The following is a 21,417-nucleotide window of genomic DNA, read 5'->3' on the forward strand; positions in this document are numbered from 1 at the left end:
ATGCGCGCGATTCTATCAGCTTGCGCGAGTCAGCGTTAGATGCGTGACTTCCATGTATATAACAGCTCCAGTGCCTTGCGTGGCGTTAGATCATCCGGATTGAGCCTCGACAATTCTTCCAGCACGGGGTGCGGCAGGCTGGCGAACAGGTCGCTCTGCAGGGGAACACTGGTTTGTCCCGGTTCCTGCTGGGGCAATTCGTGGGGCAGGCTGGTGGTTTCCAGGCGCGCCAGATGCTCGCGGGCGCGGGTGATGACCTCGCCGGGCACCCCGGCCAGCTGCGCCACCGCCAGGCCATAGCTCTGGCTGGCCGGGCCGGGCAGCACGTGGTGGAGGAAGACGATGCGCTCGTTGTGCTCGGTGGCGTTGAGGTGCACGTTGGCGACGATCGGCTGGCTCTCCGGCAGCACGGTGAGCTCGAAGTAGTGGGTGGCGAACAGGGTGTAGGCGCGCAGCTTGGCCAGCTGCTCGGCAGCGGCCCAGGCCAGCGACAGGCCGTCGAAGGTGCTGGTGCCGCGGCCCACCTCGTCCATCAGCACCAGGCTGCGTTCGCTGGCGTTGTGCAGGATGTTGGCCGTCTCGCTCATCTCGACCATGAAGGTCGAGCGACCGCCGGCCAGGTCGTCGCTGGAGCCGATGCGGGTGAAGATGCGGTCGACCGGCGACAGCTCGCAGCTGGCCGCCGGGACGAAGCTGCCGATATGGGCCAGCAGCACGATCAACGCGGTCTGGCGCATGTAGGTGGACTTACCGCCCATGTTCGGCCCGGTGATGATCAGCATGCGCGTGGCGTCGTCCAGGCGCAGGTCGTTGGCCACGAACGGCGTGGTCAATACCTGCTCCACCACCGGATGGCGGCCCTGCTCGATGCGCATGCAGGGCTCGTCGACGAAGCGCGGGCGGTTGAGATCGAGCGTCAGCGCACGCTCGGCCAGGTTGCTCAGCACGTCCAGCTCGGCCAAGGCGGCGGCGCTGTCCTGTAGCGGTGCCAGGTGTTCGATCAGCAGCTCCAGCAGGGCTTCGTAGAGCAGCTTCTCGCGGGCCAGGGCGCGGCTCTTGGCCGACAGCGCCTTGTCCTCGAACTCCTTGAGCTCGGGGGTTATGAAGCGTTCGGCGCCCTTGAGGGTCTGGCGGCGGATGTAGTCGGCGGGCGCCTGTTCGGCCTGCTTGCTCGGCAGCTCGATGAAATAGCCATGCACGCGGTTGTAGCCGACCTTGAGGTTGGCCAGGCCGGTACGGGCCTTCTCTCGGGTTTCCAGGTCCATCAGGTACTGGCCGGCGTTTTCGCTCATCGCCTGCAGCTCGTCCAGCTCGGCGTCGTAGCCGGTCTTCAGCACACCGCCTTCGCGAATCACCGCCGGCGGGTTGTCGATGATCGCCCGGGCCAGCAGGTCCGCCAGTTCCGGATAGGTGCTCACGCTGGCGGCCAGCGCCTTGAGGTGCGGCGCCTCCAGCTCGCTCATCGCCTGCTGTAGCTGCGGCAGCGCCGCCAGGGCATCGCGCAGGCGGGCCAGGTCACGCGGGCGGGCGTTGCGCAGGCCGATACGGGCGAGGATGCGCTCCAGGTCGCCGATTTCCTTGAGCTGCGGCTGCAGGGTCTCGAAGCGATAACGCTCCAGGAAACAGTCGATGGACTCCTGGCGCGCCTCCAGCACCGCACGGTCGCGCAGCGGGCGATTCAGCCAGCGACTGAGCAGGCGGCTGCCCATTGCAGTCTGGCAGCGATCGACCACCGACTGCAGGGTATTGTCCCGTCCGCCGGCGAGGTTGATGTCCAGCTCCAGATTGCGCCGGCTGGCGCCGTCGAGGATCACTGTGTCGTCGAGGCGCTCATGGCGCAGGCTGCGCAGGTGCGGTAGCGCGGTGCGTTGGGTTTCCTTGGCGTAACCGAGCAGGCAGCCGGCAGCGCCGATGGCCAGGGTCAGGCTCTCGCAGCCGAAGCCCTTGAGGTCCTGGGTGCCGAATTGCTGGCACAGGCTCTTGTGTGCGGAATCGCGCTCGAAATCCCAAGGGGCCCGGCGTCGCGCGCCGCGGCGTTTTTCCGCCGGCAGGCCTTGGGGCCAGTCATCGGGAATCAGCAATTCGACCGGGTTGAGCCGCTCCAGCTCGGCGAGCAAATTTTCCCAGCCCTTGATCTCGAGCACGCTGAAGCGGCCGCTGGTGATGTCCAGCACCGCCAGGCCGAACAGGCGTTCGTCGCCGAGCACGGCGGCCAACAGGTTGTCGCGGCGCTCGTCGAGCAGGGCTTCGTCGCTGACCGTGCCGGGGGTGATGATGCGCACCACCTGACGCTCCACCGGGCCCTTGCTGGTGGCCGGATCACCGACCTGCTCGCAGATCACCACCGACTCGCCGAGCTTGACCAGCTTGGCCAGGTAGCCCTCGACGGAATGGAAGGGGATTCCGCACATCGGAATGGCCTGTCCGGCAGACTGGCCGCGGGCGGTGAGGGTGATGTCCAGCAGCTTGGCGGCCTTCTTGGCGTCCTCGTAGAAGATCTCGTAGAAGTCGCCCATGCGGTAGAACATCAGCTGGTCCGGGTGCTGGTTCTTCAGTTTCCAGTACTGCTGCATCATCGGGGTGTGGGCGCTGAGATCGCTTTGGCTCATCGTGATTAACTGTCCGGCTGAATCGCAAAAGCGCCTAGTGTAGGGTATCGCCCTTACCCGTTTCACCCCGGAGCGCGAAAGACTGTGGATGATCGAGAGCTGACCCGGCTGGCCGCCGAGCTGGGTGCGCGACTGCTGGCCGCCAAGGCCCAGGTGAGCACGGCCGAATCCTGTACCGGCGGCGGTATCGCCGAGACCATCACCCGGGTTCCCGGCAGCTCGGCCTGGTTCGAGGCCGGCTACGTCACCTATTCCAATGCCCAGAAGAGCAAGCAGCTGGACGTGCCCGAGGCGCTGTTCGCCACTGTCGGGGCCGTCAGTCGCGAGGTGGTCGAGGCCATGGTGCGCGGCGCCCAGAGCGCCAGTGGCGCGCGCTACGCCGTGGCGGTCAGCGGCGTGGCCGGCCCGGATGGCGGTTCGCCGGATAAGCCGGTGGGCACCGTATGGCTGGCCTGGAGCGATGGCGCTGAGCTGTTCAGCGTGCGCCGGCAGTTCAGCGGCGACCGTGGCGAAGTCCGCCGACAAACGGTCGAGGCCGCCCTAGAGGGGTTGCTGCGGCTGTTGGCGAAAGAAAATCCGGAGGCGGGGTAGGCGGGCGACTTGCCCTGTGGAATAATACTGGCTACTTATACAGTTGTTGGCCGTCAGGCCCTCTTGATCACGTGAGGACTTCAATGGACGAGAATAAGAAGCGCGCCTTGGCGGCTGCCCTGGGCCAGATCGAAAAGCAATTCGGCAAGGGCGCGGTGATGCGCATGGGCGACCACGAGCGCCAGGCGATTCCGGCCATCTCCACCGGCTCGCTCGGCCTGGACATCGCCCTGGGCATCGGCGGTTTGCCCAAGGGGCGTATCGTCGAGATCTATGGCCCTGAGTCCTCGGGCAAGACCACCCTGACCCTGTCGGTGATCGCCGAAGCGCAGAAGCTCGGTGCCACTTGCGCCTTCGTCGATGCCGAGCACGCGCTGGACCCGGACTACGCCGGCAAGCTGGGGGTCAACGTCGACGACCTGCTGGTCTCGCAGCCGGACACCGGTGAGCAGGCCCTGGAGATCACCGACATGCTGGTGCGTTCCAACGCCATCGACGTGATCATTGTCGACTCCGTGGCGGCCCTGGTGCCCAAGGCGGAAATCGAAGGCGAGATGGGTGACATGCATGTCGGCCTGCAGGCCCGCCTGATGTCCCAAGCGCTGCGCAAGATCACCGGCAACATCAAGAACGCCAACTGCCTGGTGATCTTCATCAACCAGATCCGCATGAAGATCGGTGTGATGTTCGGCAGCCCGGAGACCACCACCGGCGGTAACGCCCTGAAGTTCTACGCATCGGTGCGCCTGGATATCCGTCGCACCGGCGCGGTGAAGGAAGGCGACGAGGTGGTCGGCAGCGAGACCCGGGTCAAGGTCGTGAAGAACAAGGTGGCGCCGCCTTTCCGTCAGGCGGAGTTCCAGATCCTCTATGGCAAGGGCATCTACCGTAACGGCGAGATCATCGACCTGGGCGTGCAACTCGGCCTGCTGGAGAAGTCCGGTGCCTGGTACAGCTACCAAGGCAGTAAGATCGGTCAGGGCAAGGCCAACTCGGCCAAGTACCTGGAAGACAACCCGGAAGTGGCGCGCACCATCGAAGGCCTGATCCGCGAGAAGCTGCTGGTGTCCAGCGTGCCGGCCAAGGGCACTGCCGACGAGCTGGCTGGCGCCGAACTCGACGCCTGAGTCCGGGGGCGGCGAGCGTACGGCAGGGGCTTAGCGCATGCCCGTGGTCCTCGATAATCCGCTGGCGGTGCGCCGCACGGCCATGGATCTGCTGGCGCGCCGCGAGCATGGTCGGGTCGAGCTGACGCGCAAGCTGCGTCAGCGCGGCGCCAGCGCCGAGCTGATCGAGGCGGCCCTGAATCGCCTGGCGGAGGAGGGCCTGCTGTCCGAGGCGCGCTATCTGGAGAGCTTCATCAGCCATCGCGCGCGCTCCGGCTACGGACCGCAGCGCATTCGCGAAGAGCTCACCCAGCGTGGGCTGGCCCGGGCCGAGGTCGAGCAGGCACTGCGTGACAGCGGTATCGACTGGGCCGAGCAGCTACGCGCGGCCTGGCAACGCAAGTATGCCGGCAAACTGCCTGAGGACGCCCGCGAGCGCGCTCAGCAAGGGCGCTTTCTCAGCTACCGCGGTTTTCCCCTCGAGTTGATCGGCCGCCTGCTGCGCGGCATCGACGACTGAGCCGGCAGGCGCCCGCTACCCTGTCCTCTTCCTGATCCCCCGCTACTGCACTGGCGACTGAGCGGCTCGGCACGCATATCCCTGGCGCTTCAGGCTCATGGCGATTCGACGCCAAGGACCGGCCGTTGGCGAACGGTCGATCAATGCGCGACTGGCTTAGGCGTTATTCGCCCGGTTCTGTGGCAGGTTGATGAAGTTCAACAGCTCGCGCAGGCGCCCGTGGTCGCGGCCGTTGAAGGCGAAGGCCAGACGCGTCAGGTGGCAGAGCTCCGGCTCGTCCTGCTCCAGATCGGACGGCGGTTGCTGTTGGAATGCGCCCTTCTTGCACAGGTCCTTAAAGTCGTGATTGACCTGTTGCATGGCCGCATCGCTGAGAGGGTGGTTGAGGCGGATGACGAACAGGCCCTTCAGCCAGCGGCTGGAATGGAAGTTGCTGTAAAACCGGGCAATCTCCTCGGCTGCCTCCTCGGCGCTGTGCACCAGGCGTATCAGTTGCAGGTCGCTGGGCAGGATGTAGCCGTGGCCGAGCAGCTGCTTCTTGATAAAGGCCAGGTGCTCCTCCCAGTAGCTGCCGCCCGGCTGGTCCAGCAGTACCACCGGCACTATCGGGCTCTTGCCGGTCTGAATCAAAGTCAGCACTTCCAGGGCCTCGTCCAGGGTGCCGAAGCCCCCCGGACAAAGCACCAGGGCGTCGGCTTCCTTGACGAAGAACAGCTTGCGCAGAAAGAAGAAGTGGAACGACAGCAAGTGTCCGCTGCCCTCAACGGTGGCGTTGGCGCCTTGCTCGAAGGGCAGGGTGATGTTGAAGCCCAGGCTGTTCTCCAGACCGGCACCCTCATGGGCAGCGGCCATGATCCCGCCACCGGCGCCGGTCACCACCATCAGGTCGTAACGCGCCAGGGTGGCGCCCAGTTCCCGGGCCAGCCGGTAGACCGGATGGTCAACCGGGGTGCGCGCCGAGCCGAACACCGTGACCTTGCGCCGCCGCTTGAACTGTTCAAGGGTGCTAAAGGCGTGCTCCATTTCCCGCAGGGTCTGCAGCATGATCTTGGCGTCCCAGCGATTGCGGTCGGCCTGGGCCATGCGAACCACGGTGATGAACATTTCCCGATACAGCGACAGGTTGGGGCTGTCCGGGGGGACGGCCAGTGAGGTGAGCTCCTCCACCTTGCCAGTGAGGTCGATGCCGGCGGTCTGGAAATGCCGAGACAGGTAGTCGTCCGATTCGTCAGGCATGGAATTTCTCCTTTTTCTAATGCGGACCGGATCGTTTCGACTCCCTGAAATGCCCAGCCCTGTACAGGAGTATGGCTGGGTCGCGACGTTTCTGCGGCTGGAGACCGAGCCATGAGGGCGCCGCATGTGGAGCTACAGGGCGATCTGTTCGCCGGGTTCGGGGATGTTGGCGATCCAGTGCAGGCGCTCGCGCAGCACCTGTTGCAGGACTTTCATCTTCTCCAGTTCGCCGTGCACCAGATACAGCTCCGGGTGGTGCTCGAAGTGGCTGACCCAGTCGAGCAGTTGCGATTGCCCGGCATGGGCGGAGAAGCCGCCGAGGGTGTGTATCTTGGCCTTCACTGCGATGCGCTGGTGCAGCACCTTCACCGTTTCCGCGCCGTCGACGATCGCCCGGCCGGTTGTGCCCCGCGCCTGGAAACCCGGAAACACCAGGTGGCAATCGCTGCGCCAGAGGTTGTGCTTGAAATGGTGGACGATGCGTCCGCCGTTGCACATGCCGCTGCCGGCGATGATGATCGCGCCGCTCTTGATTCGGTTGATCGCCATGGACTCTTCCGGTGACGGCGTGCAGCGCAGGATCGGCAGCCAGTCCTCGACGCGCCTGACCCCCTTGGCCTTGATCTCCGCCTGGTTGCTCAGGTCGAACTGCTCGTGATAGCGCGCGTAGATGGCGTTGGCGCGAATGGCCATGGGGCTGTCGAGGAACACCGCCTGCTGCGGCAGGCGACCCTCCTGATAGAAGCGCCCGAGGTAGTAGATCAGGTCCTGGGTGCGGCCGACGGCGAAGGACGGAATCAGCACGTTGCCGCCGTCGCGATGGGCCTGCTGGAGGATCTGCGCCAGCTCGTCGAGGGTTTCCCGGTTGTTGCGGTGGTCACGATCGCCGTAGGTGGATTCCAGCAGCACCACATCGGCGCGCTCCAGCGTGGCCGGATCGCACATCAGCGGCGAGCAGGTATTGCCCAGGTCGCCGGAGAACACCAGGCGGCGGGTCAGGTGATGGTCCTGCACTTCGAGTTCGACGATCGCCGAGCCGAGGATGTGACCGGCATCGTGATAGGTGACCTGCACGCCCTTGGCCACTTCATGGGGCCTGCCGTAGGGCAGTGGCTGGCGCAGCGCCAGGGTCTTCTCGGTGTCCTTGGTGGTGTACAGCGGTTTGACCGGCGGCTTGCCCTGGCGCACCCGCCACTTGCTCTCCCATTCGGCGTCCTTCTCCTGAATATGCGCCGAGTCCAGCAGCATCAGTTCCATCAGCTCGCAGCAGGCCTCGGTAGCGAAGATCGGGCCACGGTAGCCGGAGGCGACCAGGCGCGGCAGCAGGCCGGTGTGATCGAGGTGGGCATGGGAGATCACCACCGCGTCCAGGCTGCCGGGATCGAAGGGGAAGGGCGCGTGGTTGCGATCTTCCTCCTGGCGGCGGCCCTGGTGCATGCCGCATTCGAGGAGGACCCGCGCGCCATCGCGGCTTTCGACCAGGTAGCAGGAGCCGGTGACCTGCTGAATGGCCCCGTAGAAGTTGAGTAGCGCCATGGGTGAGTTCCTTGGCAGTGCGGGATGGGCATGGCCACAGGCTGCACCAAGGCGAGTCGGGTGGACTTGACCCAGGTCAGCACGGCCCTGCATCGGCCTCGTGGCGAGCCTGAATGGGCCGCTGCCGGCTGGCAGTCGGTAGGCGGTTCGCGACGAGCCCCTCTCGTCTTTAGCCTAGTCGGATAGCCGTTGCAGCCGGCGCCGCTGCACTGCCGCTCATCCGTTGATACGGCTTATCTGCCTTGGCGGTTGGTGCTGTAGCGCGCTCAAGGCATGCCGCAGTCGGCCTTGGCGAAACGTTCGCTGGTAACCGGGCGGTTGCTCTGGTACTCGCTGAACTGGTAGCGCAGCACTGCCCCCTGGGCCAGCAAGCGACGGAAGCCGGCATTGCGGCATACGCTGTCGGCCAGCTGCGCCCGCACCGTGTCGGGATTGCCGCGCATCTGGGCGGCATGGCCGGCGCGCACGCTGAGGTGGTTGATCAGTTCGTTGCCCTCGACCGTGTAACCACGGTCTAGGATGTCGGCGTTGATGGCCCGTGGCGTGCCCTGGCTGCTCTGGCGGGCGACCTGTTCCAGCATCTTGGTCAGCTCATGGTCCTTGAGCGAGGCGGCTTGGGCGCCGAGCGGCAGGCTCAGGGCGATGATCAGGGCGGTGGCGCGCAGCATGGGGGGCTCCGGTAGGGGTGAGAGCGTTGGACCTGCAGGCGGCGCAGGAGGTTCAGCCGCCGCGCCTTCAGTCGTGTCGGCACGCCGTAGCACGGCGGCTTTGTTAGACTGCCGCGCCTGTCGACCCAGGATCAAGCATGCCGTCTTCATCTTGTCCCCCAGGCGCGGCCCAAATGAGCCACGCCGTTGCCCGTCTACGCGCCGCACGCCTGGCGCGCAGCGTCAAACCCTTCGTCGCGCGGGGTTCCAAAACCATCCGCTGCCCGAGCTGCCGGCTGGCCGCGAGCCACTGCCTGTGCGCCTGGCGGCCGCGGGTCGAGGCGGAGTCGGCGGTGTGCCTGCTGATGCACGACGTCGAGGCGCTGAAGCCGAGCAACACCGGCTGGCTGATCGCCGATGTGGTGGCCGACACCTCGGCCTTCGGCTGGCTGCGCACCGAGGTCGATCCGAGCCTGCCGGCCTTGCTCAGCGATCCGCAATGGCAACCCTACCTGGTGTTTCCCGGCGAGTATGCCGCGCCCGAGCGGGTGGTCAGCGAGGTCGAGGTGGCACCGGGCAAGCGTCCGCTGTTCGTCCTGCTCGATGCGACCTGGACCGAGGCGCGCAAGATGTTCCGCAAGAGCCCCTACCTGGATCATCTGCCGGTGCTCAGCTTCAAGCCGGAGCAGTTGTCGCGCTATCGCCTGCGTCGCTCCACCCGCGGCGATCACCTGTGCACCGCCGAGGTCGCCGCGCTCTGCCTGGAGCTGGCCGGCGACCAGCGCGCTGGCGATGCGCTGGGGGCCTATCTGGATGTGTTCAGCCAGCACTACCTGGCGGCGAAAGGGCAGCGCGCGATCGATCCGGATGATCCGCTGCACCAGCGCTTGCGGGCGTTTCTGTGATCGCCGCGGGCGCCACTGGAACCACCAGCGGCGGCAGTTTGCGCGGCCACAGCTGGGCCAGCAGCATGCCGCCGAACATCAGCGCACAGCCGAAGTAGCCACGCATTTCCAGCGACTCGCCGAGCAGTAGCGCGCCGGCGATGGCGGCGAACACCGCCTCCAGCGAGAGGATGATCGCCGCATGGGAGGCGATTGCATGCTTCTGCGCCACCACCTGCAGGGTGAAGCCGATCGCCACGCCGAACACCCCGCCGTAGAGAATCGCCGGACCGGCGGCGAGGATTGCCTCCAGGCGGATCTCCTCCAGCAGCACGGCCAGCAGCAGGCTGATCAGCGCACAGGTGATGAACTGCACGACGGCCAGGCGCAGCGGGTCGTGGCGCCCGGCGAAATAGCCCACCAGCAGCACATGCACGCCCCAGACGAAGGCCCCGGCCAGCTGCAGCCAGTCGCCGGAGGCCACCTGGAAACCTTCGCCGACGCTCAGCAGGAACATGCCGACCACCGCCAGGCAGGCGCCCAGCCAGATGCCGAGGCCGGTCTTGTGGCCGATCAGCAGGCCGAGCAGCGGCACGATGATCACATACAGGCCGGTGATGAAACCGGAGTTGGTCACACTGGTGAACAGCAGGCCGACCTGCTGCAGGTTGATCCCCAGCGCCAGGGCCAGGCCCATCAGCACGCCGCCAAGCAGCAGCGGGCGATTCACCGGCGGCGTCGGCGCGTCGGGGGAGAGGCGCTGCAGAATGGGCAGCAGCGGCAGCAGGATCAGCGCCGCCAGGGCGAAGCGCAGGCCGCTGTAGAGAAACGGGCCGATCGAGTCCATGCCCAGGCGTTGGGCCACGAAGGCCGAGCCCCAGATCATGGCCGTCAGGAGCATTAACAGGTCGGCGCGCAGGGCTTCCTTTCGCATGGAGCAATCCTAGTTGGGCAAAGACGCAGACTGTGCCGCAAAGCATGGCGCTTGACCACCCCCGTCGCGCTCGGCATGCTGGGCGCCGCTTCAGGCGCGCAGTAGGGCGCTGACAGCGCGGCCCGGCGAGCTGACCTAGGCTTGTCATGGGCACTGCCTGGAACGCCCGGGATCGGCCCGTCGTGGCCTCTAACATAACAAAAACAGGATCTGCCGATGGCTGCCTATGAAATCCTGATTGCCGACGATCATCCGCTGTTTCGCAGCGCCCTGCAGCAGGCATTGACCCTGGGGCTGGGGCCAAACGTGCGCCTGGTGGAGGCCGCCAGCATCGCCGAGCTGGAAGGCGCGCTGGCGAGCAAGGCGGACTGGGACCTGGTGCTGCTCGATCTCAACATGCCGGGTGCCTATGGCTTCTCCGGTCTGGTGCTGCTGCGTGGGCAGTACCCGCAAGTTCCCGTGGTGATGATCTCGGCCCAGGAGGATGCGGCCGTGGTGGCCCGTTCCCGTGAATTCGGCGCCAGTGGCTTCATTCCCAAGTCGAGTGCCCTGGAAACCATCCAGCAGGCGGTGCGCCAGGTGCTCGACGGCGACGCCTGGTGGCCGCCGCAGACCGAGGAAGCGGCGGCGCTGTCGGCCGAGGCCAAGGCCGCCAGCGCCGGTCTGGCCAGCCTGACCCCACAGCAGTTCCGCGTGCTGACCATGGTCTGCGAAGGGCTGCTGAACAAGCAGATCGCCTATGAACTGAGCGTCTCGGAGGCGACCGTCAAGGCCCACGTCACGGCGATCTTCCGCAAGCTCGGGGTGCGCACCCGTACCCAGGCGGCGTTGCTGCTGCAGCAGCTGGAGTCGATTCCCAGCGGCTGAGCCGCGCCTCAAGCCGACTCGACCAGATTCGGCAGGACGATCTCGTGGCTGCGCCTGACCCCGGCGGTCAGCGCCCGGCACTGGACGAGGAACTCGCGCATGGCGGCGGTCTGGTACTTCTGTTTGTGCCAGATGAAGTAGAACTGCCGGCGCAGATCCAGGGTCGGCGTTTCCACCGCCACCAGGCTGCCGCGGCGGAAGGCGTCGCGCAGGGCCAAGCGCGAGATGCAGCCGATGCCCAGGCCCGACTCCACGGCGCGCTTGATCGCCTCGGTATGCTCCAGTTCCAGGCGGATATTCAGCGAGGCCGGATGGTGACGCATGGCCTGGTCGAAGGTCAGGCGCGTGCCGGAGCCCTGCTCGCGGAGAATCCAGGCCTCCCGGGTCAACTCCTCCAGGCTCGCCTCGCGGCGTTGCGCCAGGGGATGCTGGGGGGCGCAGAACACCACCAGCTCGTCCTCCACCCAGGGCTGCACCTCGATATCCGGATGCTGGCAGTCGCCCTCGATCAGCCCCAGGTCCAGCTCGTAATGGGCGATCTGCTGGACCACGTGGGCGGTGTTGTGCACCTGCAGCCTCACCCGGCATTCCGGGTGGCGCTGCATAAAGGTGCCGATCAGCAGGGTCGCCAGGTAATTGCCCACGGTCAGGGTGGCGCCGACATCCAGCGAGCCGAAGCCACTCTTGCCGGCGAGCAGGCGTTCGATCTCCTTGGCCTGGTCGAGCAGGGCCACGGCCTCGGGCAGCAGCTGGCGACCCAGTGCATTGAGGCGCAGGCGCTTGCCGGAACGGTCGAACAGCTGGCAACCGGACTGCCGTTCCAGCTCGCTCAGCGAGGTGCTGGTGGCCGATTGCGACAGGGCCAGGGCCTCGGCCGCGCGTGACACGCTTTCCTGTTGGGCGGCGATGACGAACACATGAAGCTGTCTAAGCGTAAATCGCATATCTATATAACCGATAAGCCATATCAAAATTATCCACTTAACAGATATTCTGCGCCCGCCTAGAATGCCGCGCAATCACCCGCATCGGGTATCTGAGCCTTCGAGGAAGCCAGCATGAGCAATCTGAACGTCGAGCGTGTGCTCAGCGTCCACCACTGGAACGACACCCTGTTCAGTTTCAAGACCACCCGCAGTGCGGGCCTGCGATTCGAGAACGGTCAGTTCGTGATGATCGGCCTGCAGCAGGACAACGGTCGCCCGCTGATGCGCGCCTACTCGATCGCCAGCCCCAACTACGAGGACCATCTGGAGTTCTTCAGCATCAAGGTGCCGGACGGCCCGCTGACCTCCAAGCTGCAGCACCTCAAGCCGGGCGACGAGCTGATGGTCAGCCGCAAGCCCACCGGCACGCTGCTGCTCGACGACCTGCTGCCGGGCAAGCACCTCTACCTGCTCAGCACCGGCACCGGTCTGGCCCCCTTCATGAGCGTGATCCAGGACCCGGAAACCTACGAGCGTTACGAGAAGGTGGTGCTGGTGCACGGCGTGCGCTACGTCAATGAGGTCGCCTACCGCGAGTTCATCACCGAGCACCTGCCGCAGAACGAGTACTTCGGCGAGTCGCTCAAGAGCAAGCTGATCTACTACCCGACCGTGACCCGCGAAGAATTCGAGAACCAGGGCCGCCTGACCGACCTGATGCGCAGCGGCAAGCTGTTCCGCGATATCGGCCTGCCCCCGATCAATCCGCAGGACGACCGCGCGATGATCTGCGGCAGCCCGAGCATGCTCGACGAGACCAGCGCGGTGCTGGATGGCTTCGGCCTGAAGATCTCGCCGCGCCTGGGCGAGCCGGGCGACTACCTGATCGAGCGCGCCTTCGTCGAGAAGTGATCTGCACGGTCTGCGCCAGAGCCCGCCTTCAGGCGGGCTTTTTCGTGGCGCTCGGCACCACCTCGAGCACGCGAATCTGCCCGGGTTGCGGGTAGTGCCAGCGTACGTCCACATCCCAGAAACCGGCGCCGTAGCGGCGCTCCGGTTGTGGTTGCTGATAGGCCGGGCGCGGGTCCTGGGCCAGGCATTGCTCGATCAGTTCGACCAGGGGCTCGTCCAGACGCAGGGCGTGCTGGCGGGCCTGGGCCAGGGCCTGCTCCTGCCAATCCACCGCAATCGGCTGTGGCGCGCTGTCGGCGATGGCGTTTGTCGCGTCCGTCACGCAATCGGCATAGGGCACGTAGGGCTTGATATCCAGCACCGGCGTGCCGTCGAGCAGGTCGATGCCGGAAAGCCAGAGGCGCCCCGGCTCGACCCTGTCCAGCCTGACCACCGACTGGCCGATGCCGTTGGGCCTGTGGGTGGCGCGGCTGGCGAACACGCCGAGCGACTGGTTGCCGCCGAGGCGCGGCGGCCGCACCTTCAGGCGCGGCTTGTCCTCCAGGGTCTGGTGGAAGAGAAACAGCAGCCAGACATGGCTGACCTGCTCCAGCCCCTGCACGGCCTCGCCCTGGTCGAAGGGCGCAAGCAGCTCCAGGACGCCGCGGGCCGCCGGCGCCAGTTGCGGCTGGCGCGGGATGGCGAACTTCTCCTTGAAGCAGGAACGCAGGAAACCTATGGGCGATACGGCGTAGGACATGGGCGGGCGATCGGCGGCGGGGGAGGCCCATCTTACCTGCTGCAGACTCCAGTCTTAAGCCCGGGCTAGGCGTACAGCACCAGCAGGCCCCAGGCCAGCAGCAGGAGCCCGGCCAGGCGCGCGAGCCACAGGCCTTTTGGCAGCACTTTCTCCAGCAGCACATAGGCGCCGATCAGGGCCGCCCACAGCAGGTTCATCACCCCGCCAAGAAACAGCAGGCCCATCAGTGCCCAGCAGCAACCCAGGCAATACAGGCCGTGGGCCAGGCCCATGCGCCAGCCGCCGGCGATACCGGGACGCCAATGCCCCAGGAGAAACAGCACCGGTCCGCGGCAATGGGCCAGGCAGGCGGCTTTGCCCGGCAGCCACTGGTAGGCGCCGGCGCCGATCAGCAGGCTGGCGCCCAGCCACTGGCTGTCACTGCGCATCTGCGGGTTGAGCAGGGCGAGGCGATCCAGGCCCCATTGCGCGGCGGTGGCGAGCAGGCCGAAGCCGCCCCACACCAACAGGTAGGCCAGGCAGAACGCCAGCAGGGCCAGCTGTCTGCGCGGCGAGTGCAGCTGCCGGCGCAGCATCTGCTGGTACAGCAGGATCATCGGCACGGCGCTGGGTAACATCATGCCGACCATCATCACCGCCCACATCGCCAGCATCAGCAGGGCATCGGCGGCGCTCCAGGGCATCGGCATGGCGGCCATGGCCATCTCGGGCATGCTGCCGGCCATCCGCAACAGGGTCCACCAGGCCAGCCCCAGCAGTACCAGCAGGCACAGTGCAGTGCTCCACTGGTCGCGCTGCAGCGGCCAGTGGGGCAGCCGCCGAGCAGGCTCGGCGGCGCCAGGAAGTGCGGGCGATTTCAGCGCACCACCCCCTGGCCGGTGAAGTGCAGGCGGGCGAAGTGGCCGTGGCCCTGCTGCGACTGGATCTTGATCGCGCCGTGGGTCTGGTAGCTGCCGCTGGCCATCTGCGCCTCGGTGAACTCGAAGCCATCGGGCAGTACCAGGCGCGCTTCCTGGGCCTGGCCGCTGACCGGGTTGCGGATCGGTTCACCTGTTACTTCCAGCACCCCGGGGATGCGGGTGTGGGCTTCGCGGCGATCGACATCGACGCTGAACTCGATGGGGACGAACTGCGGCTCGTACAGCTCGCCGAGGGTGCTGGCGAACACCGAGAACACCGTGGCGCCGGGCTCGGTGTCCTCGCCGGCGAGAATCCGCAGCAATGCCTCGCGTTGTGCGGCAGAGGCGCGTTCGTCGATGAACAGCTGGCAGCGGCCATCGCCCTCGTGGATGGCCTTGGGCCAGGCGAAGGTGCCGACCCAGCACAGGCCGTCGAGTTGGATGTCTTTGTAGTGCCCCCGGTCGATACGCATCGACACCACGGCCTCGCAGTTGCCGTGGCTGGGCAGGGCGCTGAATTGACAGGGACAGCCCCAGTTGCAGTTGCAGGTAGCGAACTCGACGCCCTGCATGCGCCAGTCAACCATGCTCATGGCCTTCCTCCCTGCCGCGCTGGCGGCCTGAAGTGGTGACCCCCAATTAGAAGGTTAGCAATGGCGGGGCGCCCGGCGGGCGCGGCGGACTAGCGGCTGTCGCGGGGAGCGGGGCCGAATCCGGTTCGGCCCAGGCGCTCTGTGGCGAAGGTCCGAGCCGGCGATTCAGCCACGCAGGCGCAGGGTCAGGCCCCGGAGGAAGTTGCGCAGGAACTGGTCGCCGCAGGGGCGGTAGTTGCTGTGGCCGGACTTGCGGAACAGCGCGCTCATTTCCGGCTTGGACACCGGGCAGTCGACGCTCTGCATGATCGCGTGCATGTCGTCTTCCTTCAGCTCGAAGGCCACGCGCAGCTTTTTCAGCACCATGTTGTTGGTCACCGGCAGCTCGAAGGGCTGCGCCGGACGGCTGTCGTCCTTGCCGCGCTTGAAGTACACCAGGCCGTCGAGAAAATGCGCCATCAGCTCGTCTTCGCAGGCCTGGAAGCCGTCCTCGTCGTCCTTCTTCAGCACGGCGCTGACCTGCTCTGCGGCGACCTGCAGGCCGCTGAGCTGGATGATATCGGCCATCTGCGCGTCGCTGAGGTCGAGGGAGTAGCGCAGGCTGCGCAGCACATCGTTATTGAGCATGGCTTGATTCCTGGAAATAAGGGGAGCCGCACCGGGGCGGGACGGCGGGGGAGGCGGACCTAGAAGCGTTCCTTGGCGGCCAGATAGCGCCACTGGCCGGCTGGAACCTTGGCCATCGGCACGCCGCCGATGCGGATGCGCTTGAGCCCCAGTACCTTGAGGTCGACGCTGTTGCACATGAACACGATCTGCCCGGGCTGGGGGTTCTTCAGGGCGAAGCGCAGGCGGGTTTCGTTCTGCCAGCTGACCTTGCAGGGTGGCAGCGGCGTGCCGTTGAAACTCAGGCCGTGGTTCAGGCGCTTGAGCTGGGCCGGACTGAGCTGGCCGCTGACTTCGACCACGTACTCCTGCTCCAGCTTGCTCAGGTCTTCCCGCAGCTTGCGTTCGACGCGCCAGTCCTGGGTCAGCACGTGCAGGCCGTCGGCGCCAGCCTGCAGCGGAGCGCAGGGAGTCAGGCGGGCGAAATGGCCCTTCAGTGGGCGGATGCCGGAGGGGTCATCCGGCCAGTGGCTGGCCGGCCCGAGGGTGCTGGTGGCGCTCGCCGGGGCGTGGCCGCTGGGCACGTGGAGCAGCAGGGTCGCCGGCTCCAGCGGTGCGGCGACGGCGTCCGGGAGCAGCTCGACTTGCTGGTCCAGCACCTTGAACTGCGGTTCGTCCACCACTTCGCCATCGACCAGCACCCAGCCGCCCTGGATATACAGCTCGGCCTCGCGGCGCGAGCAGCCGACCAGTTCGATCAGGCGCTTGGAAAGGCGGACGGGGTCGGTCATGGCAACGGTCATCGGCAAGGGGAGGGCGGCCATTGTAACTGGCACGGGCCGTGGCACAGGGATAAAAAAACCGCTCCGAGGAGCGGTTTTCTGATCGCCGGCGTTTCAGCCGCCGAGATAGGCGTCGCGCACCTTGGGGTTGGTCAGCAGCTCATGGCCGCTGCCTTGCATGACGATCCGCCCGTTCTCCAGCACATAGCCGCGATCGGCCAGCTTGAGCGCCTGGTTGGCGTTCTGTTCGACCAGGAAGATGGTCACGCCGTCCTTGCGCAGCTGTTCGATGATGTCGAAGATCTGCTGGATGATGATCGGCGCCAGGCCCAGGGAGGGTTCGTCGAGCAGCAACATCTTGGGCATGCTCATCAGCGCGCGGCCGATGGCGAGCATCTGCTGCTCGCCGCCGGACATGGTGCCGGCGCGCTGGTTGAGGCGTTCCTTGAGGCGTGGGAACAGGTGCAGGACCTTGTCCATCTGCTCGCGGAACTCGCCCTTGGCGGTGAAGAAGCCGCCCATCACCAGGTTTTCCTCGACAGTCAGGCGAGCGAACACCCGGCGTCCCTCGGGGACGATGGCGATGCTCTTGCGCATGATCTCCGGGGTGTCCTTGCCGACCAGTTCCTCGCCCTGGTAGCGGATGCTGCCGCTGGAGGCATGCGGGTTGCCGCAGAGGGTCATCAGCAGGGTCGATTTGCCGGCGCCGTTGGCCCCGATCAGGGTGACGATCTCGCCCTGGCGGACCTCGACGCTGACGTCGTGCAGTGCCTGGATCTTGCCGTAGAAGGTGGAAACCTTGTCGAAAGTCAGCATGGCTCAGGCCTCCCCCAGATAGGCTTTGATCACGTCCGGGTTGTCGCGGACCTGCTCCGGCGTGCCGTCGGCCAGGGGGGTGCCCTGGTTGATCACGTAGATATAGTCGGAAATGCTCATGACCAGCTTCATGTCGTGTTCGATCAGCAGCACGGTGACGTTGTGCTGATCGCGCAGCATGCGGATCAGCGCCTTGAGGTCGTCGGTCTCGCGCGGGTTGAGGCCGGCGGCCGGCTCGTCGAGCATGAGGATGCTCGGGCGCGTCATCATGCAGCGGGCGATCTCCAGGCGCCGTTGCTGGCCGTAGGCCAGGGTGCCGGCCGGGCGGTTGGCGAATTCGGTCAGGTTGACCTGCTCCAGCCAATGCGCGGCGTATTCCATGGCCTGGCGCTCGCTCTTGCGGAACGCCGGGGTCTTCAGCAGGCCAGCGATGAAGTTGGTGTTGAGGTGGCGATGCTGGGCCACCAGCAGGTTCTCCACCGCGGTCATTTCCTTGAACAGGCGAACGTTCTGGAAGGTGCGCACCACGCCCCTGTGGGCGATCTTGTGGCCCGGCAGGCCCTCGATCTGCTCACCGTTGAGGCGGATGCTGCCGCTGGTTGGCTGGTAGAAACCGGTCAGGCAGTTGAACACCGTGGTCTTGCCGGCGCCGTTCGGGCCGATCATCGACACCACTTGCTTCTCGTTGACTGACAGGCCCACCCCGTTGACGGCCAGCAGGCCGCCGAAGCGCATGGACAGGCCGCTTACTTCTAGAATCGGGCGGCTCATGGTTTCAGCTCCAGGTGCGGGCGCTGCATGGGCAGCAGGCCCTGCGGACGCCAGATCATCATCAGTACCATCAAGGCACCGAACATCAGCATGCGGTACTCGTTGAACTCGCGGGCCAGTTCCGGCAGCAGGATCATCACCACCGCGGCGAGGATGATCCCCAGTTGCGAGCCCATGCCGCCCAGCACGACGATGGCGAGGATGATCGCCGATTCGATGAAGGTGAAGGACTCCGGGGTCACCAGACCCTGGCGGGCGGCGAAGAAGCTGCCGGCGAAACCGGCAAAGGTCGCGCCGAGGGTGAAGGCCGACAGCTTGATCACGGTGGGGTTCATGCCCAGCGCGCGGCAGGCAATTTCGTCCTCGCGCAGGGCTTCCCAGGCGCGGCCGATCGGCATGCGCAGCAGGCGGTTGATCACGAACAGGGTGAGCAGCACCAGCAGCAGGGCGATCAGGTAGAGGAAGATCACCTTGTTGATCGAGTTGTAGGCAACCCCGAAGTATTCGTGGAAGGTCTGCATGCCTTCGGCGGCCTTGCGCTCGAACGACAGGCCGAACAGGGTCGGCTTGTCGATATTGCTGATGCCGTTGGGGCCGCCGGTCAGCTCGGTCATGTTGCGCAGCAGGATGCGGATGATCTCGCCGAATCCCAGGGTGACGATGGCCAGGTAGTCGCCGCGCAGCCGCAGCACCGGGAAACCGAGGATGAAGCCGAAGAACGCCGCCATCAGGCCGGCGATTGGCAGGCACACCCAGAAGCCCAGGCCGTAGTAGTGCGACAGCAGCGCGTAGCTGTAGGCACCCACCGCGTAGAAGCCGACATAGCCCAGGTCGAGCAGGCCGGCCAGGCCCACGACGATGTTCAGGCCGAGGCCGAGCATCACGTAGATCAGGATCAGCGTGGCGATGTCCACCGCGCCGCGGCTGCCGAAGAATGGCCAGGCCAGGGCGATCAGGATCAGCGCGAGGACGACCCAGCGCTGGGTGCTCGGCAGGGTGAGGAAGTCACTGGCCTGGCCGGGGACCTTGGGCATGCTGGGCACGCTGGCCCAGGCGGCGCCGATCTGGTCGCGCAGCAGCTGCCAGAAGAACATGGCGATGGCGCAGGCGGCGATGGTCCAGAGCACGGCGGGGCTGGCGCCCTGCACCTGCAGGCTGATGCCCACGGTGGTCAGCTTCAGGCCGATGACCGGATAGGCCACGGCGATCACCAGCAGGGCGCTGAAGAAGGCGGTCTTGAGGTTGCCGCGATTGATCGAAGTCATACCTTTTCAACCTCCGGACGGCCGAGAATACCGGTCGGGCGGAACAGCAGGACCAGCACCAGCAGGCTGAAGGCCACCACGTCCTTGTACTGGTCACCGAAGATGTCGGCGCCGAAGGCTTCGGCCACGCCCAGTACCAGACCACCGAGCATGGCGCCGGGGATGCTGCCGATGCCGCCGAGGACCGCGGCGGTGAACGCCTTGATGCCGGCGAGGAAACCCAGGTGCGGGTTGATCACGCCGTACTGCATGCCCAGCAGAACCGCGGCGACGGCGGCCAGGGCGGCGCCGATGACGAAGGTCAGGGCGATGATGTTGTTGGTGTTGATGCCCAGCAGGTTGGCCATCTTCAGGTCTTCGGCACTGGCGCGGCAGGCGCGGCCGAGGCGCGAACGGGAGATGAACAGGGTCAGGCCGACCATCGCCAGGAAGGTGACGACGAAGATCAGCACCTGGGTGTAGGAGATCACCACGCCGCTCATGGTGCTTTCGCCGAACACGAAGTTGCCCGGCAGCGGGTTAGGGATCGCCTTGTCCTTGGAGTCCTGGGCCAGCAATACCAGGTTCTGCAGGAAGATCGACATGCCGATCGCGGAGATCAGCGGGATCAGGCGGTTGCCGCCGCGCAGCGGGCGATAGGCGACTCGCTCGATACTGTAGCCATAGGCGCTGCAGACGATGATGCTGGCGGCGAAGCCGGCAATCATGATCAGCGGCAGGCTGTCCAGGCCCATCATGGCGAGGAGGGTAATGGCGATGAAGGCTACGTACGAGCCAATCATGTACACCTCGCCATGGGCGAAGTTGATCATGCCGATGATGCCGTAGACCATGGTGTAGCCGATGGCGATCAGGGCATAGGTGCTGCCAACGGTGAGGCCGTTAACCAGCTGTTGCAGGTAGTGATAAAGATCAGGCATTGCCTAACTCCTGGGTCAGCACGCACGGCGGCGCTTGTGGCGCAGCATGAGACCAGAATTCTTCTAATAAACAAAACCCACTGCGGCTGCAGTGGGCTTTGGGTTCAGGCGGGACGCCCCCGGATTAGTGGGTGGCGGCTTCGGACTTGGTGCCGTCCTGGTGCCATTCGTAGACGACGAAGCTGAAGTCTTTCAGATCGCCCTTCTCGTCGAAGGCCAGGGTGCCGGTCGGGGTGTCGAAGCTGTTGGCGCGCAGGGCAGCGGCCACCTTGGCGGTGTCGGTGTCACCGGCCTTGGCGATGCCTTCGGCGATCACCTGTACGGCGGCATAAGCCGGGAACACGAACGGACCGGTCGGGTCCTGGTTCTTGGCCTTGAAGGCCTCGACCAGCGCCTGGTTCTTCGGATCCTGGTCGAAGGACTTCGGCAGGGTCACCAGCAGGCCTTCGGAAGCCTCGCCGGCGATGGCGGAGATTTCCTTGTTACCCACGCCTTCCGGCCCCATGAACTTGGCCTTCAGGCCCTTCTCCGACGACTGGCGCAGCAGCAGGCCCAGTTCCGGGTGGTAGCCGCCGTAGTAGACGAAGTCGACGTTGGCCTGCTTGAGCTTGGAGATCATCGCCGAGAAGTCCTTGTCGCCGGCGTTGATGCCTTCGAACAGGGCGACGTTGACACCCTTGCCTTCCAGGGTCTGCTTGACTGCGGTGGCGATGCCTTCACCGTACTGCTGCTTGTCGTGGATGACCGCGACGCTCTTCGGCTTGACGTGGTCGGCAATGAAGTTGCCGGCGGTCGGGCCCTGCAGGCTGTCCAGGCCGATGGTGCGGAACAGCAGCTCGTAGCCACGGGCGGTGATGTCCGGGCTGGTGGAGGCCGGGGTGATCATCAGGATGCCTTCGTCTTCGTAGATGTCGGACGCCGGCTGAGTGGAGCTGGAGCAGAGGTGGCCAACCACGAACTTCACTTCGTCGTTGACGATCTTGTTGGCTACGGCAACGGCCTGCTTCGGATCACAGGCGTCGTCGTACTTCACGCCTTCGAGCTTGGCGCCGTTGATGCCGCCGGCCTTGTTGATCTGCTCGATGGCCATTTCGGCACCGATGAATTGCATCTCGCCGTACTGCGCAACGGCGCCGGTTACCGGACCAGCCATGCCGATCTTGATGGTGTCAGCCGCTACCGAGTAGCTGGCAACGCCGGCCATGGCCATGGCGGCAAACAGTTTGGAAATCTGCTTAGTAGCCTTGTTCATAGTGCT

Annotated in this window: 22 protein-coding genes; 6 read left to right on the forward strand and 16 right to left on the reverse strand. The window is 65.8% G+C overall.

The window, feature by feature from the left end:
• Positions 1–35: 35 nt before the first annotated feature.
• On the reverse strand, positions 36–2,609 hold the full coding sequence (mutS, locus tag ACSX1D_RS05340; protein ID WP_439861293.1) for a DNA mismatch repair protein MutS: 2,574 nt from the start codon (positions 2,607–2,609) through the stop codon (positions 36–38).
• Positions 2,610–2,693: 84 nt separating this feature from the next.
• Here mutS and ACSX1D_RS05345 point away from each other — a divergent pair, with 84 nt between their 5' ends.
• The 3 genes from ACSX1D_RS05345 (at position 2,694) to recX (ending at position 4,826) form a co-directional block, all read left to right on the forward strand.
• On the forward strand, positions 2,694–3,200 hold the full coding sequence (locus ACSX1D_RS05345) for a CinA family protein (RefSeq protein WP_439861294.1): 507 nt from the start codon (positions 2,694–2,696) through the stop codon (positions 3,198–3,200).
• An 83-nt stretch (positions 3,201–3,283) separates the two neighbouring features.
• Positions 3,284–4,327: a recombinase RecA gene (gene recA / locus ACSX1D_RS05350; RefSeq protein ID WP_439861295.1), complete on the forward strand. Its 1,044-nt coding sequence runs from the start codon at positions 3,284–3,286 to the stop codon at positions 4,325–4,327.
• A 37-nt stretch (positions 4,328–4,364) separates the two neighbouring features.
• Positions 4,365–4,826 carry a recombination regulator RecX gene (gene recX, locus ACSX1D_RS05355; RefSeq protein WP_439861296.1) on the forward strand — a complete coding sequence of 154 codons (462 nt, stop codon included), beginning with the start codon at positions 4,365–4,367 and terminating at the stop codon, positions 4,824–4,826.
• Between the two features lie 156 nt (positions 4,827–4,982).
• On the opposite strand, the gene ACSX1D_RS05360 is transcribed toward recX, so the two are convergent.
• The 3 genes from ACSX1D_RS05360 to ACSX1D_RS05370 form a co-directional block, all read right to left on the reverse strand.
• Complete coding sequence (locus ACSX1D_RS05360) at positions 4,983–6,062, reverse strand: LOG family protein (protein WP_439861297.1); 1,080 nt, start codon at positions 6,060–6,062, stop codon at positions 4,983–4,985.
• Positions 6,063–6,194: 132 nt separating this feature from the next.
• Positions 6,195–7,598, reverse strand: a complete 1,404-nt coding sequence (locus ACSX1D_RS05365; RefSeq protein WP_439861298.1) for an MBL fold metallo-hydrolase RNA specificity domain-containing protein — start codon at positions 7,596–7,598, stop codon at positions 6,195–6,197.
• A gap of 266 nt (positions 7,599–7,864) precedes the next feature.
• Complete coding sequence (locus tag ACSX1D_RS05370; RefSeq protein WP_439861299.1) at positions 7,865–8,266, reverse strand: quorum-sensing-regulated virulence factor family protein; 402 nt, start codon at positions 8,264–8,266, stop codon at positions 7,865–7,867.
• Positions 8,267–8,439: 173 nt separating this feature from the next.
• Here ACSX1D_RS05370 and ACSX1D_RS05375 point away from each other — a divergent pair, with 173 nt between their 5' ends.
• Complete coding sequence (locus ACSX1D_RS05375) at positions 8,440–9,150, forward strand: tRNA-uridine aminocarboxypropyltransferase (protein WP_439861300.1); 711 nt, start codon at positions 8,440–8,442, stop codon at positions 9,148–9,150.
• Here the strand turns inward: ACSX1D_RS05375 and ACSX1D_RS05380 are convergent.
• Positions 9,065–10,063, reverse strand: a complete 999-nt coding sequence (locus ACSX1D_RS05380; RefSeq protein ID WP_439861301.1) for a DMT family transporter — start codon at positions 10,061–10,063, stop codon at positions 9,065–9,067. The two genes, ACSX1D_RS05375 and ACSX1D_RS05380, sit on opposite strands and share 86 nt — an antisense overlap.
• 216 nt (positions 10,064–10,279) lie before the next feature.
• On the opposite strand from ACSX1D_RS05380, the gene erdR reads away from it, so the two are divergent.
• The gene (gene erdR / locus ACSX1D_RS05385) at positions 10,280–10,930 is read left to right on the forward strand and encodes a response regulator transcription factor ErdR (RefSeq protein WP_439861302.1); all 651 of its coding nucleotides are present in this window, start codon (positions 10,280–10,282) and stop codon (positions 10,928–10,930) included.
• 8 nt (positions 10,931–10,938) lie between these two features.
• Here erdR and ACSX1D_RS05390 read toward each other — a convergent pair whose 3' ends face one another.
• A complete protein-coding gene (locus tag ACSX1D_RS05390) occupies positions 10,939–11,874 on the reverse strand; it encodes a LysR family transcriptional regulator (protein ID WP_439861303.1) in 936 nt (311 codons plus the stop codon).
• Positions 11,875–11,988: 114 nt separating this feature from the next.
• On the opposite strand from ACSX1D_RS05390, the gene fpr reads away from it, so the two are divergent.
• Positions 11,989–12,768 carry a ferredoxin--NADP reductase gene (fpr, locus tag ACSX1D_RS05395; RefSeq protein WP_208708832.1) on the forward strand — a complete coding sequence of 260 codons (780 nt, stop codon included), beginning with the start codon at positions 11,989–11,991 and terminating at the stop codon, positions 12,766–12,768.
• Positions 12,769–12,796: 28 nt separating this feature from the next.
• On the opposite strand, the gene tsaA is transcribed toward fpr, so the two are convergent.
• The 10 genes from tsaA to ACSX1D_RS05445 form a co-directional block, all read right to left on the reverse strand.
• Positions 12,797–13,507 (reverse strand): tRNA (N6-threonylcarbamoyladenosine(37)-N6)-methyltransferase TrmO, encoded by a 711-nt coding sequence (gene tsaA / locus ACSX1D_RS05400; RefSeq protein WP_208708833.1) that lies wholly within the window; start codon positions 13,505–13,507, stop codon positions 12,797–12,799.
• 65 nt (positions 13,508–13,572) lie between these two features.
• Complete coding sequence (locus ACSX1D_RS05405) at positions 13,573–14,220, reverse strand: DUF2182 domain-containing protein (RefSeq protein ID WP_439861304.1); 648 nt, start codon at positions 14,218–14,220, stop codon at positions 13,573–13,575.
• A gap of 143 nt (positions 14,221–14,363) precedes the next feature.
• Positions 14,364–14,999 (reverse strand): DUF1326 domain-containing protein, encoded by a 636-nt coding sequence (locus ACSX1D_RS05410; RefSeq protein ID WP_439861305.1) that lies wholly within the window; start codon positions 14,997–14,999, stop codon positions 14,364–14,366.
• Between the two features lie 165 nt (positions 15,000–15,164).
• The gene (locus tag ACSX1D_RS05415) at positions 15,165–15,626 is read right to left on the reverse strand and encodes a DUF1456 family protein (RefSeq protein ID WP_439861306.1); all 462 of its coding nucleotides are present in this window, start codon (positions 15,624–15,626) and stop codon (positions 15,165–15,167) included.
• Between the two features lie 59 nt (positions 15,627–15,685).
• The gene (locus tag ACSX1D_RS05420; RefSeq protein ID WP_439861307.1) at positions 15,686–16,396 is read right to left on the reverse strand and encodes an rRNA pseudouridine synthase; all 711 of its coding nucleotides are present in this window, start codon (positions 16,394–16,396) and stop codon (positions 15,686–15,688) included.
• 105 nt (positions 16,397–16,501) lie between these two features.
• A complete protein-coding gene (locus tag ACSX1D_RS05425; RefSeq protein ID WP_208708837.1) occupies positions 16,502–17,203 on the reverse strand; it encodes an ABC transporter ATP-binding protein in 702 nt (233 codons plus the stop codon).
• A 3-nt stretch (positions 17,204–17,206) separates the two neighbouring features.
• Positions 17,207–17,974, reverse strand: coding sequence for a high-affinity branched-chain amino acid ABC transporter ATP-binding protein LivG (livG, locus tag ACSX1D_RS05430; protein ID WP_439861308.1), 768 nt, complete (start codon positions 17,972–17,974; stop codon positions 17,207–17,209).
• Complete coding sequence (locus ACSX1D_RS05435) at positions 17,971–19,239, reverse strand: high-affinity branched-chain amino acid ABC transporter permease LivM (protein WP_439861309.1); 1,269 nt, start codon at positions 19,237–19,239, stop codon at positions 17,971–17,973. The genes livG and ACSX1D_RS05435 overlap by 4 nt, the downstream gene beginning before the upstream one ends.
• Positions 19,236–20,159: a high-affinity branched-chain amino acid ABC transporter permease LivH gene (livH, locus tag ACSX1D_RS05440; protein ID WP_439861310.1), complete on the reverse strand. Its 924-nt coding sequence runs from the start codon at positions 20,157–20,159 to the stop codon at positions 19,236–19,238. The genes ACSX1D_RS05435 and livH overlap by 4 nt, the downstream gene beginning before the upstream one ends.
• 124 nt (positions 20,160–20,283) lie before the next feature.
• Complete coding sequence (locus tag ACSX1D_RS05445) at positions 20,284–21,411, reverse strand: branched-chain amino acid ABC transporter substrate-binding protein (RefSeq protein WP_208708841.1); 1,128 nt, start codon at positions 21,409–21,411, stop codon at positions 20,284–20,286.
• Positions 21,412–21,417 lie beyond the last annotated feature (6 nt).

Origin of the sequence: Pseudomonas sp. MBLB4136, assembly GCF_051904765.1 — a bacterium.
Classification (GTDB): domain Bacteria; phylum Pseudomonadota; class Gammaproteobacteria; order Pseudomonadales; family Pseudomonadaceae; genus Aquipseudomonas.

What these genes read in the sequence shown, in the direction of transcription:
- mutS (WP_439861293.1), bottom strand. Translation starts at nt 2,609, where the DNA reads ATGAGCCAAAGCGATCTCAGCGCCCACACCCCGATGATGCAGCAGTAC.
- recA (WP_439861295.1), top strand. Translation starts at nt 3,284, where the DNA reads ATGGACGAGAATAAGAAGCGCGCCTTGGCGGCTGCCCTGGGCCAGATC.
- recX (WP_439861296.1), top strand. Translation starts at nt 4,365, where the DNA reads ATGCCCGTGGTCCTCGATAATCCGCTGGCGGTGCGCCGCACGGCCATG.
- ACSX1D_RS05360 (WP_439861297.1), bottom strand. Translation starts at nt 6,062, where the DNA reads ATGCCTGACGAATCGGACGACTACCTGTCTCGGCATTTCCAGACCGCC.
- ACSX1D_RS05365 (WP_439861298.1), bottom strand. Translation starts at nt 7,598, where the DNA reads ATGGCGCTACTCAACTTCTACGGGGCCATTCAGCAGGTCACCGGCTCC.
- ACSX1D_RS05370 (WP_439861299.1), bottom strand. Translation starts at nt 8,266, where the DNA reads ATGCTGCGCGCCACCGCCCTGATCATCGCCCTGAGCCTGCCGCTCGGC.
- ACSX1D_RS05375 (WP_439861300.1), top strand. Translation starts at nt 8,440, where the DNA reads ATGAGCCACGCCGTTGCCCGTCTACGCGCCGCACGCCTGGCGCGCAGC.
- ACSX1D_RS05380 (WP_439861301.1), bottom strand. Translation starts at nt 10,063, where the DNA reads ATGCGAAAGGAAGCCCTGCGCGCCGACCTGTTAATGCTCCTGACGGCC.
- erdR (WP_439861302.1), top strand. Translation starts at nt 10,280, where the DNA reads ATGGCTGCCTATGAAATCCTGATTGCCGACGATCATCCGCTGTTTCGC.
- ACSX1D_RS05390 (WP_439861303.1), bottom strand. Translation starts at nt 11,874, where the DNA reads ATGCGATTTACGCTTAGACAGCTTCATGTGTTCGTCATCGCCGCCCAA.
- fpr (WP_208708832.1), top strand. Translation starts at nt 11,989, where the DNA reads ATGAGCAATCTGAACGTCGAGCGTGTGCTCAGCGTCCACCACTGGAAC.
- tsaA (WP_208708833.1), bottom strand. Translation starts at nt 13,507, where the DNA reads ATGTCCTACGCCGTATCGCCCATAGGTTTCCTGCGTTCCTGCTTCAAG.
- ACSX1D_RS05405 (WP_439861304.1), bottom strand. Translation starts at nt 14,220, where the DNA reads ATGCCCGAGATGGCCATGGCCGCCATGCCGATGCCCTGGAGCGCCGCC.
- ACSX1D_RS05410 (WP_439861305.1), bottom strand. Translation starts at nt 14,999, where the DNA reads ATGAGCATGGTTGACTGGCGCATGCAGGGCGTCGAGTTCGCTACCTGC.
- ACSX1D_RS05415 (WP_439861306.1), bottom strand. Translation starts at nt 15,626, where the DNA reads ATGCTCAATAACGATGTGCTGCGCAGCCTGCGCTACTCCCTCGACCTC.
- ACSX1D_RS05420 (WP_439861307.1), bottom strand. Translation starts at nt 16,396, where the DNA reads ATGACCGACCCCGTCCGCCTTTCCAAGCGCCTGATCGAACTGGTCGGC.
- ACSX1D_RS05425 (WP_208708837.1), bottom strand. Translation starts at nt 17,203, where the DNA reads ATGCTGACTTTCGACAAGGTTTCCACCTTCTACGGCAAGATCCAGGCA.
- livG (WP_439861308.1), bottom strand. Translation starts at nt 17,974, where the DNA reads ATGAGCCGCCCGATTCTAGAAGTAAGCGGCCTGTCCATGCGCTTCGGC.
- ACSX1D_RS05435 (WP_439861309.1), bottom strand. Translation starts at nt 19,239, where the DNA reads ATGACTTCGATCAATCGCGGCAACCTCAAGACCGCCTTCTTCAGCGCC.
- livH (WP_439861310.1), bottom strand. Translation starts at nt 20,159, where the DNA reads ATGCCTGATCTTTATCACTACCTGCAACAGCTGGTTAACGGCCTCACC.
- ACSX1D_RS05445 (WP_208708841.1), bottom strand. Translation starts at nt 21,411, where the DNA reads ATGAACAAGGCTACTAAGCAGATTTCCAAACTGTTTGCCGCCATGGCC.